The following is a 12,829-nucleotide window of genomic DNA, read 5'->3' as shown; positions in this document are numbered from 1 at the left end:
ACCCGCACTCGGGGCAGCTAGTCGACACTCAGGTCAGCTCGTTCACCGCCTCCAGGATCAACCAGAGACCGGAGATGGCGAACAGGATCGCGGCACCGTACTTGATGGCCTTCTCCGGCAGCCGACGACCGAGCATCCGGCCGACCAGGATGGCCAACGCGTCCGCCGCCACCATGCCCAGCGTGGAGCCGAGCCAGGTGCCGAACCAGCCGTACTTGGTGGCGAGCGTGATCGTGGCGAGCATCGTCTTGTCACCCAGCTCGGCCAGGAAGAACGCCACCGACACCGCCACCAGCGCGGTCTTGTTGGTCTTCTCAGCCTTTCGCTTTTCGTCCTCGGTGAGTTTGTCCCCGCGCAGGGTCCACGCGCCGAACCCGAGGAACGCCACACCGGCCACCAGGGAGATCCACTCGGTCGGCAACACCGCCCCGAGACCCGCGCCGATGGCGACCGACGCCAGGTGCACCACCGCCGTGGCGATGGTGATGCCGATCAGCACCGGGATCGGCTTGAACCGCGTGGCGAAGGTCAGCGCCATCAGCTGGGACTTGTCCCCCAGCTCGGCGACGAAGATGACGCCGAAGCTGACGACCAGCGCGGCGAAAAATCCCTCCATGACGTCCTTCCCGCTCATGCCGGGAGGAGGTACAGGGGCGCCCTCGACCCGGCTGCAACAGCCTGAGTCGAAGGTCTCGCCCGCCTCGGAGACCGAGGCCGCGTGGCCGGATGCGGAACGCACCAGTATGTCGACCACGACATTGGGGGCTACTCCCCTTCGCCCGGTCAGCCTATCCGATCATCGGCTGGCCGGTTCTCGGCGGGTGGACAGGCTCACCGGGCTCGCGCCAACGTGACCCCGAAGAGCCCATCCGGGTCGGTCCAGAACTCCGTCGTGTCGAAGCCCGCCGTGGCCAACTCCGCGGCGATCCCCTCCGGATGGAACTTCGCCGAGACCTCGGTGCGCAGGTCCTCCCCCGCCGCGAAGTCGACGGTCATGCCCAGCACCCGCACCCGCATCGCCCGGGTCGCCCGCAACCGCATCTCGATCCACTCATGGTCCGGGTCCCAGAGGGCGACGTGTTCGAACGCCGCCGGGTCGAAGTCCGCACCCAACTCGCGGTTGATCACCCGCAGCACGTTGCGGTTGAACTCGGCGGTGACCCCGGCCGCGTCGTCGTAGGCGGGCACGATCACCGACGGATCCTTCACCAGGTCGGTGCCGAGCAACAGCCAGTCGCCGGCCTCCAACGCGGCGCGCATCGCCGTCAGGAACCCGGCCCGCTCGGCGGGCAGCAGGTTGCCGATGGTGCCGCCCAGGAAAACCACCAGCCGTCGGCCACCGGTGGGCAGCCGGTCCAGTTGCCGGGTGAAGTCCCCCACGATGCCCCGAACCCGCAGGCCCGGATAGTCGGCGGCGATCTGGGCGGTGGACCCCCGCAGCGCGCTGACCGACACGTCGAGCGGGACGAACGTGCCCAGCCCGCCCTCACTGGTGAGGGCGTCCAACAGCAGCCGGGTCTTCTCCGACGAACCGGAGCCCAACTCGATCAGGGTCTTGGCCGAGGTCAGCGCCGCGATGTCGGAAGCCCGCTCGGCCAGCACCGCCCGCTCGGCCCGGGTGGGGTAGTACTCGGGAAGTCGAGTTATCTCCTCGAACAGCTCACTGCCCCGGGCGTCGTAGAACCACTTCGGCGGCAGCCACTTCTGCCCGGCGCTCAGCCCGGCCCGGACGTCGTCGCGCAGGCCACGCTCCAGATCGCGCTCTTCGAGGTAGATCTCCAGCGGTTCCGCGGTCATCGGTTCGCCTCTCTGCTCGATCAACTCTGCTCGATCAACCCTTGCGTGCCCGACCGGTGCGACTCACCGGGTCGGCAGGGGACGTGTCCGCACCTCGTCAGCGGTGGCGACGACCAGATGCCCCTCCGGCACCGCCCGCCACCCGGGATCGTCGTCGTGCGGCTCCGAGGCGAGCAGCACCGAACCGGGCCCCTCCCGGACCGACAGCGCGTGCCCGGCCACGCTGGCCACCGCCCGGTGACCGTCGGTGAGCAGCAGGTTGAGCCGCGACCCGGGGGCGGCCGCGGCGACGTCGGCCACCGTCTGCCCGACCGCGTCCGCCGGGTCGTCGCCGGCCCGCAGCCGATGCCGCACCAACGCCCAGAGCAACGCCGAGTCGGTGGCGGCGTCCAGGGTGAGCAGGTCACGGACCGGCAGGCCGGCCGCGAGCGGCACCACGGTGTCCGGCCAGCCACGAACCACCCCGTTGTGGCTGAACAGCCACCGCCCCTCGGCGAAGGGCGCGGCGGCGCCGTCGAGCACCGCCATCCCGACGGTGGCCGAGCGCACCGCCGCGAGCACCGCACCGGAGCGGGTCACCGACGCGAGCTGGGCGATGGTCGGGTCGCTCCAGATCGGCTGCGCCCGCCGGTAGCGCACCGGCTCACCCTCGCCCGGGTACCAGCCGACACCGAACCCGTCAGCGTTGATGGTGCCGCCGCCGCGCATGTCCCGGGGCGCCCAGGACTGCCGCACCAACGAGTGCGGCGGGTCGAACAGGACCTCGGCCAGGGTGACCGGCGGCCCCAGATAGGCCAGGTGACGACACATCAGCGCGCCCAACCCGCCGGGCCGCCGACAACGCAGTGGATCACCGGTGCGACTCGTCGGGCCGAGCGTCGCGGGCGCAGCGGAAACCGCTGAAGATCTGCCGGCGGATCGGATGGTCCCAGTTGCGGAAGGTGCCCCGGCAGGCGGAACGGTCGGTGCCGAACGAGCCACCCCGCAGCACCCGGTAGTCGCCACCGAAGAAGACCTCCGAGTATTCGCGGTAGGGAAACGCGGTGAAGCCGGGATGCCCGTCGAACGTGCTCGACGTCCACTCCCAGACGTCACCGATGAGCTGGTGCACCCCCAACGGCGACACACCGGCCGGGTACGCGCCCACCGGCGCCGGCCGCAGGTGACGTTGGTCGAGGTTGGCGTGCGCCTCGGTGGGGTCGTCGTCCCCCCAGGGATAACGGCGCGAGCGCCCGGTCGCCGGGTCCCAACGGGCCGCCTTCTCCCACTCCGCCTCGGTCGGCAACCGCTTACCGGCCCACGCCGCGTACGCCTGCGCCTCGTAGAAGCACACGTGCACCACCGGTTCGTCGGCGCGCACCCGGCTCCACCGGCCGAAACGCTGGTAGGACCATTCGTCGCCGTCCCGACGCCAGTGCATCGGCGCCTCCAGCCCCTCCCGGAGCCGATGCGCCCAGCCGGCCGAGCTCCACCAGCGCTGATCGCGGTAGCCGTCCTCCGCGATGAACGCCGCGAACTCCCCGTTGGTGACCGGGGCGGCGTCGATGACGTACGCCGGGAGGTCGACCCGGTGCGCCGGACGTTCGTTGTCCAACGCCCACGGGTCGGTGTCGGTGCCCATGGTGAACTCCCCGGCCGGCACCAGCACCTCCCCACCGACCCGCACGGACGGCTCCGGCGGCGGCGGGGCGTGCAACACCGCCGGCCCCGAGCGCAGTTGATGGGTGGCGAGCATGGTCTCGTCGTGCTGCTGCTCGTGCTGCACGATCATGCCGAACGCGAACCCGTCGGCGACCAGCGGCCGCTCGGTGAAGGTCACCGCGTCGAGCAGATCGTGCACCTTGTCCCGGACGGTGCCCAGGTAGGCACGCGCCTCGGCCGGCGGCAGCAGGGGCAGCGCCGGGCGGTCCCGGCGCGGCTGCTTGAACGCGTCGTACAGCTCGTCGATGTCGCACCGGACCGGCTCGCGCCCCCCGACGTCGCGCACCAACCACAGCTCCTCCTGGTTGCCCACATGGGCGAGGTCCCAGACCAGCGGCGACATCAGCGGAGAGTGCTGGCGCATCAGGTCGGCGTCGTCGACCACCTCGGTCAACAACGTGGTGCGGGCACGGGCGCGCGCCAGCTCCACCGCGATCCGCTCGCGCAACCGCTCGCCGTCGACGTGCCCCATGGCGCCGGCGGGCACCGCGTCCCCCTTCACACTCACCGCGTCCCTCTCCGTTCGCGACTGCGGGGCTCGCAACCCCGGCTCACTCCTCGCGCTCACCGCGTCCCCTTCCGTTCGCGACTGCGGGGCTCGCAACCCCGGCTCACTCCTCGCGCTCACCGGTCGTCTCCCCTCTGGGCGGCGGCCAGCCGCCCTCGTACGCCTCGCTCGATGTCGTCGTGGGTGCCGGCCGGCAGGTCCAGCCGGGGCAGGGCGGTCAGGGCCAGGTCGAGCAGGGCCGCCGCGGCGGCGGCCAGCGCGGGGTCGGCCAGACCGTGCCGGGCGGCAGCCGACCAGCGGTGCGCCACCGGCGCGGCGACCGCGTACGCCCCGCGCAGCGTGCCCGGGTCGTGGAAGAGGGCGCTCAGCACCGCCAGCGGGAGCCGCCAGTCCCGGTCGGGTTGGGCGTCCAGGTAGCGCAACTCCAGGTAACCGCGCGGCCGCACCGGCGGAAAGAGGGTGCTGACGTGGTAGTCGAGGTCATCGGTGGTGGGTGGTTCCGGCAGCGCGCCGTCGAGCCAGTCGGCGAAGGTCACACCGGCCGGCGCGGTCCAGTCCGAGCCGTCCCGACGCCGGCACAGCAGCGGCGCGGCCAGCACGTACCGGATCCAGGCGGCGGTCGGGTCCTCATCGGCGTGGCCCGGCGTCCAGACCGGGCGGGTGCGGGCCGGGTCGATGGCGAGCCAGGTGGCCATCCGGGCGGAGGCCCAGCCGGTGCGCCGCCCGGCGTGTCGGGCGGCGGATGCGAACGCCGCGAGCAGCGGCGGCCCGACGGCGTGGGCCGCGGCCCAGCGGTCAGCGACCTGGTCCGGCTCACCGGCGTCCAGACAGACCTGGAGGCCGGCGGTGCTGTACATCATGGTGCGGCCGGCCGGACCGCGCCGGTCGAAGGCACCGCGCATCGCGCGGTAGCGGGGAGTTTCCAGCACCGGGCGGGGCCGTCGGTGTGGGTCGATGCCGCTGCGGCCGAGAATCAGCCCGGCGGTGGCCAGCAGGTCGGTGACCTGGGCGATGTCGGCCTCGGTGGCTCGGATCAATGCGGCGGTCGAGGCGCGGGGCGGGGTGGAGATCTCCAACTGGCCACCCGGCTCCAGCGTCACCATGCCGCCGTGCCGCAGAGGCTCGGAAGGGCTGGTGGGATCCAGTGTGACGGGGCTGTGCCGCCCCAGCGCCGCCCGCAGCCTTGTCGGATCGACGGGGCGGACGGGGTCGGCGGCGTCGTGCACGGTCCATTCCAGTTCGACGCCGGTGTGTGTCGGTGGACCGGTCTTGAAGCAGATCCGGGCGAGGTGCCGGCCTGCGGCTGCGGACTCGCGCAGAATGGCGCTGCGGTCCAGCTCGGGCGACGTCACCAACGGTCAGGCCCCCTCTCGTGTGCCGCCTTCGCGACACTGTGCCACCGTAAACCCACCCACCGACACCGTCGGGGGCGTGCACGGCGCCACCAACCTCTGTCTAACAGACGAATTTCCGACGCAGGGCGGAACAGACCGCCCCCGGCCGCCGGCCGATCACTGCGGGGTGGGGCGGCCCGAGGGTGGGGGTGGCGGGCTGACCTTCGCCGGTTCCGACCGCTTCTCCTCGGGCACCAGCCGCCGGCAGTACTCCTCGACCTGGCCGGCACTGCCCGCGGCCGTCACCAGCCTCTCGTAGGCCGGCGTTCGCAGCGCCTTGTCCCGCTGGTCGGGCTTCTTGGCCAGCCAGGAGCGGCACAGACCGTGCAACGACCCGCCAGGCGCGGTCTGCGCCGATGGTGTACCGGGGACAGGTGGCGTGCCGGGCGACGGCGGGCGGGGCGACGGGGTGCCGGCCGACGGGGTGCCCGGGGAGGACGGCGATCGACCGGGCTCGCCGGACCGGGGAGAACCCTGGCCCGGGGTTGGTGACGTGCGGGTCGGCTCCGGTGCGCCCGGGTTTGGCACCCAGTCCTGACTGACCGCGGCGAAGGCCGCACCCGCCGTCGCGGTGACGGCCACCGCACCGATCCAGGCCGCCGCGCCAGCCGTCAGACGGCGACCGCGCGGCCGGTGCGGCACCGACGGCGTCGGGTCTGCTCGGGCCGCCAGGAACGCGGCAACGGCCGCGTCCTCGCCGGCCAACTCTCGCGGGAGGCCCGGGCCGGCGGCCGCGGCGAGCAGCCGCGCCACCGGCTCGGCGAGGGCGGACCCCGGGACGGACGTCGAGGGGGTGTGGGCCTGGACCGGGGCGGTGTCGGACTTGCCATGGGCGGAGTCGAGCAGCCGGTCGGTTTCGGCATGGTCGACCCGCCGGAACGGGTTCATCGGAAATCCCCTCACGTCAGCCGTCCGCCGGCTCGGTGTGCGGCGCCCGCAGGGCTGGACTGCTGGCGGGGCGGGGCGCCGGCACCCCCTCGACACCGACGGACAACCCGGCCGGGCCCTCGCGCTCCAGCAGTGCCGCGAGCCGCCGCAGGCCCCGGTGGGCGGCGGTCCGAACGGCACCGGCCCGACGACCCAGCACACGGCCCGCGGACCCTGCGTCGAGCCCGATCACCGCCCGCAACAGGACAGCTTCGGCCTCGCGGGGAGGCAGGGTCGCGATCAGCGCCAGGGCGGTCTCGGTGCCGATCGTCTCGCTGGCCCCCTCGGCGGTGTCCGCGTCGCTGGCGAGGTCGGCGAGCGCCTGCACCGGGACGGGAAGTGACGGGCGGCGGCGCATTCGGCGCAGGTGGTCCATCGCCCGGTTGCGGGCGATGGTGACGGTCCAGGCGCGGAATTCGCCGCCAGTGAAGCTGGGCAGGTCACGGGAGATCTGCAGCCAGGTCTCGGAGGCGACGTCCTCGGCGTCCGCGCCGACCAGCGCGGTCAGATAGCGCAGCAGGCCCGGCTGGAGGCTGCGGTAGAGGAAACGGAAGGCCTCCTCGTCCCCGTTCTGTGCCGCGCCGACCGCTTCCGACAGGTCGCCGGTCATCCGCAACCCGTGCACTGCCCGGGGCGCGTCGGCCCGATCCGCCGGGCAAAGGCAGACCACGCGGTACGAGAGGACCCGCCGACCAACTCCCGCACCCGCACCGCCCCCCGCCGATCTGATCACGCCCGCTACCGGAGTGGCCGGGCGGGACGTCCGGGGCCGACGCCAGGGTGGGCGACGCGGCACGGCCGCGCGCCGAGATGGCCGGGCGGGCCCGAGCCGGGCTAACGCTAGGAGGGGGACCACCGACGAGCAAGTCGGCACCGTGTCACGGAAGAGTGACAATTATCAACCCGGCGGGACGGCGCGTTGCCGTAACAGGCAGTCGCCAGGAAGTGCGCTCTGTGCCCGACGGCGGATTTTTGCGACCATCCAGCGTTCGCATGTCGAAAGATGTCAGTTTTCGTCACACCCCGTCGCGACCTGGTCACTGAGACGCAGCGTCCACAGAGGTCAAGCCGGATGACCCGACGTGTATGACCCGATCGGCCGGCCGGCCGCGGCGCGCCGCGCGGCGCCGCTCTAGGTACGGTAATGCGGTGTTGTCATCGGAGGTCGTGCTCAGCGGTCGGTACCGCCTGGACGAACGTGTCGCCACCGGCGGTATGGGCGACGTCTGGCGTGCCTCCGACCTGGTCCTCGGCCGGCAGGTCGCGGTCAAGGTCCTGCTGCCGGCGCTGGTCTCCGACCCCGACTTCATTGCCCGGTTCCGGGCCGAGGCCCGGATCATGGCGGCGCTGCGGCACCCCGGCATCGTGCAGGTCTTCGACTGCGGCGCGGATGATCTGCCCGACGGCGGGCGGGCGGACTACCTCGTCATGGAGTTCGTCGCTGGCGAGCCGTTGTCCAAGCGGATCGAGACGGCCGGCCGGCTCGACGTGGCCGAGACGATGTCGATCGTGGCCCAGGCGGCGGCCGCACTGAACGCGGCACACCGGGGTGGCATCGTGCACCGCGACGTCAAGCCCAGCAACCTGCTGGTGCACGAGGACGGCACTGTCGTCCTGGTGGACTTCGGGGTGGCCCGTTCCACCGACATCACCAGCATCACCAGCGCCAACGCGGTGCCCGGCACCGCCCTCTACATGGCCCCCGAGCAGGCCGCCGGCCGGCCGGTCAGTGGCGCCACCGACATCTACGCGCTGGGTGCGGTCACCTACTGCTGCCTCACCGGCAGTCCCCCGTTCACCGGCGACAACCCGCTCCAGGTCGCCGTGCGACACCTGGACGACGAACCACCCGAGCTGCCGCACGACATCCCGGAGGCGGTCCGGGCCCTGGTGTCCCGGGCCCTGGCCAAGGACCCGCTCGACCGGTTCAGCAGCGCCGCGGCGATGGCCGAAGCCGCCCGGACCGCGGTCACCGGCGGCGAGCCGCCGACGGCGATGGCAGCGGCGGTCCCGTTGCGCGACGCAGGCCCGGGCACCCGCACCGACGTGCCGGCCGGCGCGGCGGTGGCGAGTGGGGCGCAGGCCGGGCGTCAGCGTCGGCGAGGCCCGCTGGTCGGTGCGGCGGCGGCCATGCTGGTCGCGCTGGTCGGGCTCGGTGCCGCACTGGGCGCGGCGCGCAACGCCGCCGATGAGGACCCGGCGGTCAATCTGCCGACCACCTCACCGACGGTGCGGCCGAGCGGGCCTCTGGACCTGCCGGCCGCGAACGAGCAGGTCGCCACCGCCGACCCGGGCCGACCCGATCGGGGCCCGGTCCCCAACACCTCCCCGTCGGCCCGGGTTTCCGCCACGCCGAGCATCCAGCCGAGCCAGACGACCACCCCGCCAACGCCGGCGCCGACGGTCACCACTGCACCGCCCAGCGATCCGCCGAAGACCAGTACGCCGAGCAACCCGCCACCCGCGCCCGATCCGACCCCCACCACGAGCCCACCGACCGCGCCGGAAGAACCGACGGGCGGCTGACCGCCCAGTCCCACCAGCACCGATATCCCCAAAACGGACTTACGTCGCCGAAGACGCCTCTAGGCTCTCTGCAGGTCATTTCCACCATCTGCCGCAGGAGCCTGGGTGAGCGCTGAAAAGCTGGTCGTGATCGGTCAGGGGTACGTCGGACTGCCGCTGGCCTTGCGTGCCGTCGAGGCCGGGCTGGACGTGGTCGGTCTCGACGTCGATGCCGATCGGGTGAAGCGTCTCGCTTCCGGTGAGTCGTTCATCGAGGACATCCCGACCGACCGGCTGGGCCGGGCGTTGAGCAGCGGCCGATACCACCCCAGCACGGAGTACACCGACGCCGAGGATTTCGACATCTGCGTCATCACCGTGCCGACCCCACTGCGCGACGGCACCCCCGACCTGAGCTTCGTCGAGCAGGCCGGCATCGGCATCGGCCCGTACGTCCGGCCGGGTTGCACGGTGATCCTGGAGTCGACCACGTACCCCGGCACCACCGAGGAGTTGCTGCGCCCGCTGTTGGAATCGGCCAGCGGGCTGACCAGCCCCGGTGACTTCCACCTCGGCTACAGCCCGGAGCGGATCGACCCGGGCAACCCGGACTGGCGGCTGGAGAACACGCCGAAGGTCGTCTCCGGTGTGGACTCGGCGTCACTGACCCGGGTGGACGAGTTCTACCAGCGCCTCGTGCACCGCACCGTGCCGGTGGACTCCACCCGCGTGGCCGAGCTGACCAAGCTGATCGAGAACACCTTCCGCCAGGTGAACATCGCGCTGATCAACGAGCTGACCATGCTCTCGCACCACCTCGACATCGACGTCTGGCAGGCCATCGACGCCGCGGAGACCAAGCCGTTCGGCTTCATGCCGTTCCGGCCCGGCCCCGGCGTCGGCGGGCACTGCCTGCCGATCGACCCGTGCTACCTGTCGTGGCAGGTCAAGCGCCGCCTCGGCCGGCAGTTCCGGTTCATCGAGCTGGCCAACGACATCAACCACGAGATGCCCGAGCACGTCGCGCAGCGGATCATGGCGGGGCTGAACCGGAGCGGCCGGGCCGTCAGCGGCGCACGACTGCTGCTGCTCGGTCTGGCGTACAAGAAGAACACCGGCGACATGCGGGACTCCCCCGCGGTCGACGTGGCCCGCCGCCTGCAGGCCCTCGGCGCCGAGGTCCACGCGGTGGAGCCGTACGCCGAGCCGCACCAGATCCCGGCCGGCGTCACAGTGGTCGGGCTCTCGGAGCGGGAGGTGAGCGCCGCCGACGGGGTGGTGGTGGTCACCGACCACGACAGCATCGACTACGACCTCGTGGTGCGGCACGCCCGCTACGTCTTCGACACCCGCAACCGGTGCGTCGGCCCGATGGTCGAACGCCTGTAGACCCGGCACCGCTGGCCGGTCCCGCCGCTGGGGAAGATGGCGGGGCCGGCCGGCGGATGTCCGTTCGGGTCGCGCGCGGCCGGGACCGCGTCGGTCACTGGTCGGCGAGCGCCTCGACGACCGGGCGGGACAGCGCCCGGCGGGCGGGCAGCACCGAGGCGAGCAGGGCGGCCAGGACCGCGACGCCGAGGGTCAGCCCGAGCTGGCCGAGCGGCAGCACCACGTGGAAGTCCCCGCCGAGGCGGGTCAGCAGTGCCATCGCGGAGGCGCTGACCCCGGTGCCCAGTCCCACCCCGAGCACCGCGCCGACCAGCGCCATCAGCACCGCCTCGATGGCGAGCACCGCCCGCATGCGCCCTCGGGTGAGCCCGACCGCCCGCAGCACGGCGTTCTCCCTGGTGCGCTCGACCACCGACAGGCTCAGCGTGTTCGCCACACCGACCAGGGCGATCACCACGGCCAGGCCGAGCAGCGCGGTGACGAGGACGAGCAGCATGTCAACGGTGCCGGTCAGCATCTTCTTGTACGCCCCCTGGTCCATCAGGTTCACCGTCGGGTAGCGGCCCAGCACCGCCTCGATCGCGTCCCGGGCCCGTTCGGCGCTCACGCCGGTGGCGGGGTCGATCTCGGCCAGGTAACCGCGCTGGGCGGGGAAGAGCGCGGCGAAGTCCTCGTCGGCCATGTCGATGACGTGCCCGACGGGCGCGCCGTCGGAGCGAGTGTCGTCGGTGACCACGGCGGCCACCCGGAACGACCGGCCCTGGACGGTCACCGGCGAGCCGATCTGCCAGCCGCGGGCCTGCGCCAGCTCACGATGGACCAGCACCTGCCCCGGCCCGACCCGGCCGGCGTCGCCGGCGAGCACCCGCTCCAGCGTCCGGCCGACCAGCGCCGGGTGGGCCGCGCGGATCTCGACGTCGGCGACGACCGTGCTGCGCTGCTCGTGCACCACACCCAACTCGGGGCGGGCGGCAAGCTCACCGGCGAGCGCGCCAGGCAGATCCTGACCGATACCGCTGACCACGAAGTCGGTCCCGATCTGGGCGTCCACGCTGCGTTCGATGCCGTCCTTGGTGCTGCGGGCGCCGACCATGAACGCCGACACCAGTCCGATCCCGATCACCAGGGCGGTAGCGGTCGCGGCGACGCGCCGCGGGTTGCGGACCGTGTTGGCGACCGCCAGCGCTCCGGTCGCCCCGAGCACGCGCCGTGCCGGCCAGCCGAACACCCGGGCCAGGGCCGGAACGAGCACCGGTCCGAACAGGACGATCCCGAAGAAGGCCAGCACCCCGCCGCCGGCCACCAGGATCAGTTGGCCGGCGCTGGCGGCGCCGACCAACGCCGCGACCCCGATGGCCAGCACCACCGCGCCGAGGGTCAGCCGTACCCGGCCAGCACTCCGGGCGGGCTGCACCGCGGCATCGGTGAGAGCGGCCACCGGGGCGACCCGCGTCCCCCGCCAGGCCGGCAGCAGGGCGGCGCACACGGTCAGCGCGGTACCCAGCAGCAGGCCGGTCAGGACTGTCGAACCGGACACGGTCAGGCCACCGGCGACCGGCACGTCCAGTCGGGACATCACCAGCCCCATCCCGCCGGCGAGGCTCACCCCGAGTAGCACCCCGAGCGCGGAGGCGACCAGCCCCAGCACTGCCGACTCCAGCACGGCGGCCCGGAAGACCTGCCCGCGGGTCGCCCCGATCAGGCGCAGCAGCGCGGTACGCCGGGTGCGCTGGGCCAGCACGATCGCGAAGGTGTTGGCGATCACGAAGCCCGCCACCGCCACGGCGACCCCGACGAAGATCAGCAACAGCATCCGGAACTGGTCCACATTGCGCACCGCGTCCTCGACGGCCTCGTCGAGGATCTGCTGGCGACTCTTCACTGTGGCTTCGGCGCCCGCCGCGGCGCGCACACGGTCGGTCAGCGCCGAGACGGAGGCCCCAGGTCGGGCCGCCACCAGAATGCGGCCGTAGCCGCGCTCGCCGGTGAGTGCCAGCGCGTCCGGCCCGACCATGCCGACGAACGGACCGCCGACGTCGCGGGCGGTGCCAGCCACGTCGACGGTGCCGACCAGGGTGTACGGGCGGGCCGGGCCACCGGAACCGCCGACGCGGACCGGCGTGCCGAGCACGAAGCCCTCCTTGGCGACCGTCGGCGCGTCCAGCACCACCTCCCCGGCACAATCGGGCAGTCGGCCGGCGACCACGTCGTACGAGCGCAGGGCGTCCTCGGTGGGAATGGCGGCGAGCACGGTGAAGCCGAGCACCGGGCGGCCGTCGACGCCGACGACTCCGGCGGTGTTGGTCAGCTCACCGGCTGCGGCGGCCACCCCGTCGACCGCGCGCACCTCATCGACCAGGGTCGGGGGCAGCAGCTCACGGCCGGCCGAGTAGACGCCCAGGTCGGTGTGGCGGTCGAAGGTGCCGGCCCGCTCGTAGGTGCCGGCGCGCATCCCGTCGACGAAGATCATGGTGCCGGCGACGAACGCGACACCGAGCACGACGGCCAGCGCGGAGAGCAGCATGCGCAGCGCTTCGGCACGCAGCGAGCGCAGGGTCAGGCGGATCAAGCGGGGCTCCCGGTGCAGGTGGCGGATCGGACCCCTCCG

10 protein-coding genes are annotated in these 12,829 nt (G+C 72.9%); 2 read left to right on the top strand and 8 right to left on the bottom strand.

Annotated elements, in window-relative coordinates; all coding sequences use genetic code 11:
- Window positions 1–28: 28 nt before the first annotated feature.
- The 7 genes from KBX46_RS31165 to KBX46_RS31135 all read right to left on the bottom strand — a co-directional run bounded on the left by KBX46_RS31165 (window position 29) and on the right by KBX46_RS31135 (window position 6,937).
- The gene (locus KBX46_RS31165) at window positions 29–616 is read right to left on the bottom strand and encodes a TMEM165/GDT1 family protein (RefSeq protein ID WP_088951766.1); all 588 of its coding nucleotides are present in this window, start codon (window positions 614–616) and stop codon (window positions 29–31) included.
- Window positions 617–831: 215 nt separating this feature from the next.
- Complete coding sequence (gene egtD / locus KBX46_RS31160) at window positions 832–1,797, bottom strand: L-histidine N(alpha)-methyltransferase (RefSeq protein WP_210795576.1); 966 nt, start codon at window positions 1,795–1,797, stop codon at window positions 832–834.
- A gap of 63 nt (window positions 1,798–1,860) precedes the next feature.
- Window positions 1,861–2,607: an ergothioneine biosynthesis protein EgtC gene (gene egtC, locus KBX46_RS31155; protein ID WP_210795574.1), complete on the bottom strand. Its 747-nt coding sequence runs from the start codon at window positions 2,605–2,607 to the stop codon at window positions 1,861–1,863.
- Window positions 2,608–2,647: 40 nt separating this feature from the next.
- The gene (gene egtB, locus KBX46_RS31150; RefSeq protein ID WP_210795601.1) at window positions 2,648–3,970 is read right to left on the bottom strand and encodes an ergothioneine biosynthesis protein EgtB; all 1,323 of its coding nucleotides are present in this window, start codon (window positions 3,968–3,970) and stop codon (window positions 2,648–2,650) included.
- Between the two features lie 152 nt (window positions 3,971–4,122).
- Window positions 4,123–5,361 (bottom strand): ergothioneine biosynthesis glutamate--cysteine ligase EgtA, encoded by a 1,239-nt coding sequence (egtA, locus tag KBX46_RS31145; protein WP_210795572.1) that lies wholly within the window; start codon window positions 5,359–5,361, stop codon window positions 4,123–4,125.
- 156 nt (window positions 5,362–5,517) lie between these two features.
- The gene (locus KBX46_RS31140) at window positions 5,518–6,288 is read right to left on the bottom strand and encodes a hypothetical protein (protein WP_210795571.1); all 771 of its coding nucleotides are present in this window, start codon (window positions 6,286–6,288) and stop codon (window positions 5,518–5,520) included.
- 16 nt (window positions 6,289–6,304) lie between these two features.
- The gene (locus tag KBX46_RS31135; protein ID WP_210795570.1) at window positions 6,305–6,937 is read right to left on the bottom strand and encodes an RNA polymerase sigma factor; all 633 of its coding nucleotides are present in this window, start codon (window positions 6,935–6,937) and stop codon (window positions 6,305–6,307) included.
- A gap of 539 nt (window positions 6,938–7,476) precedes the next feature.
- Here KBX46_RS31135 and KBX46_RS31130 point away from each other — a divergent pair.
- Together KBX46_RS31130 and KBX46_RS31125 are read left to right on the top strand one after the other, a co-directional pair.
- On the top strand, window positions 7,477–8,853 hold the full coding sequence (locus KBX46_RS31130) for a serine/threonine-protein kinase (RefSeq protein ID WP_308159752.1): 1,377 nt from the start codon (window positions 7,477–7,479) through the stop codon (window positions 8,851–8,853).
- Window positions 8,854–8,958: 105 nt separating this feature from the next.
- Window positions 8,959–10,221 (top strand): nucleotide sugar dehydrogenase, encoded by a 1,263-nt coding sequence (locus tag KBX46_RS31125; protein WP_210795568.1) that lies wholly within the window; start codon window positions 8,959–8,961, stop codon window positions 10,219–10,221.
- Window positions 10,222–10,315: 94 nt separating this feature from the next.
- Here KBX46_RS31125 and KBX46_RS31120 read toward each other — a convergent pair whose 3' ends face one another.
- A complete protein-coding gene (locus KBX46_RS31120) occupies window positions 10,316–12,790 on the bottom strand; it encodes an ABC transporter permease (RefSeq protein ID WP_210795567.1) in 2,475 nt (824 codons plus the stop codon).
- Between the last annotated feature and the right edge of the window lie 39 nt (window positions 12,791–12,829).

Origin of the sequence: Micromonospora sp. C81 (genome assembly GCF_018070425.1) — a bacterium.
Taxonomy (GTDB): domain Bacteria; phylum Actinomycetota; class Actinomycetes; order Mycobacteriales; family Micromonosporaceae; genus Micromonospora; species Micromonospora zamorensis.
This window is presented reverse-complemented; position numbering and strand designations above follow the sequence as displayed.

What these genes read in the sequence shown, in the direction of transcription:
- egtC (WP_210795574.1), bottom strand. Translation starts at nt 2,607, where the DNA reads ATGTGTCGTCACCTGGCCTATCTGGGGCCGCCGGTCACCCTGGCCGAG.
- egtD (WP_210795576.1), bottom strand. Translation starts at nt 1,797, where the DNA reads ATGACCGCGGAACCGCTGGAGATCTACCTCGAAGAGCGCGATCTGGAG.
- KBX46_RS31165 (WP_088951766.1), bottom strand. Translation starts at nt 616, where the DNA reads ATGGAGGGATTTTTCGCCGCGCTGGTCGTCAGCTTCGGCGTCATCTTC.
- KBX46_RS31140 (WP_210795571.1), bottom strand. Translation starts at nt 6,288, where the DNA reads ATGAACCCGTTCCGGCGGGTCGACCATGCCGAAACCGACCGGCTGCTC.
- egtB (WP_210795601.1), bottom strand. Translation starts at nt 3,970, where the DNA reads ATGGGGCACGTCGACGGCGAGCGGTTGCGCGAGCGGATCGCGGTGGAG.
- KBX46_RS31135 (WP_210795570.1), bottom strand. Translation starts at nt 6,937, where the DNA reads ATGACCGGCGACCTGTCGGAAGCGGTCGGCGCGGCACAGAACGGGGAC.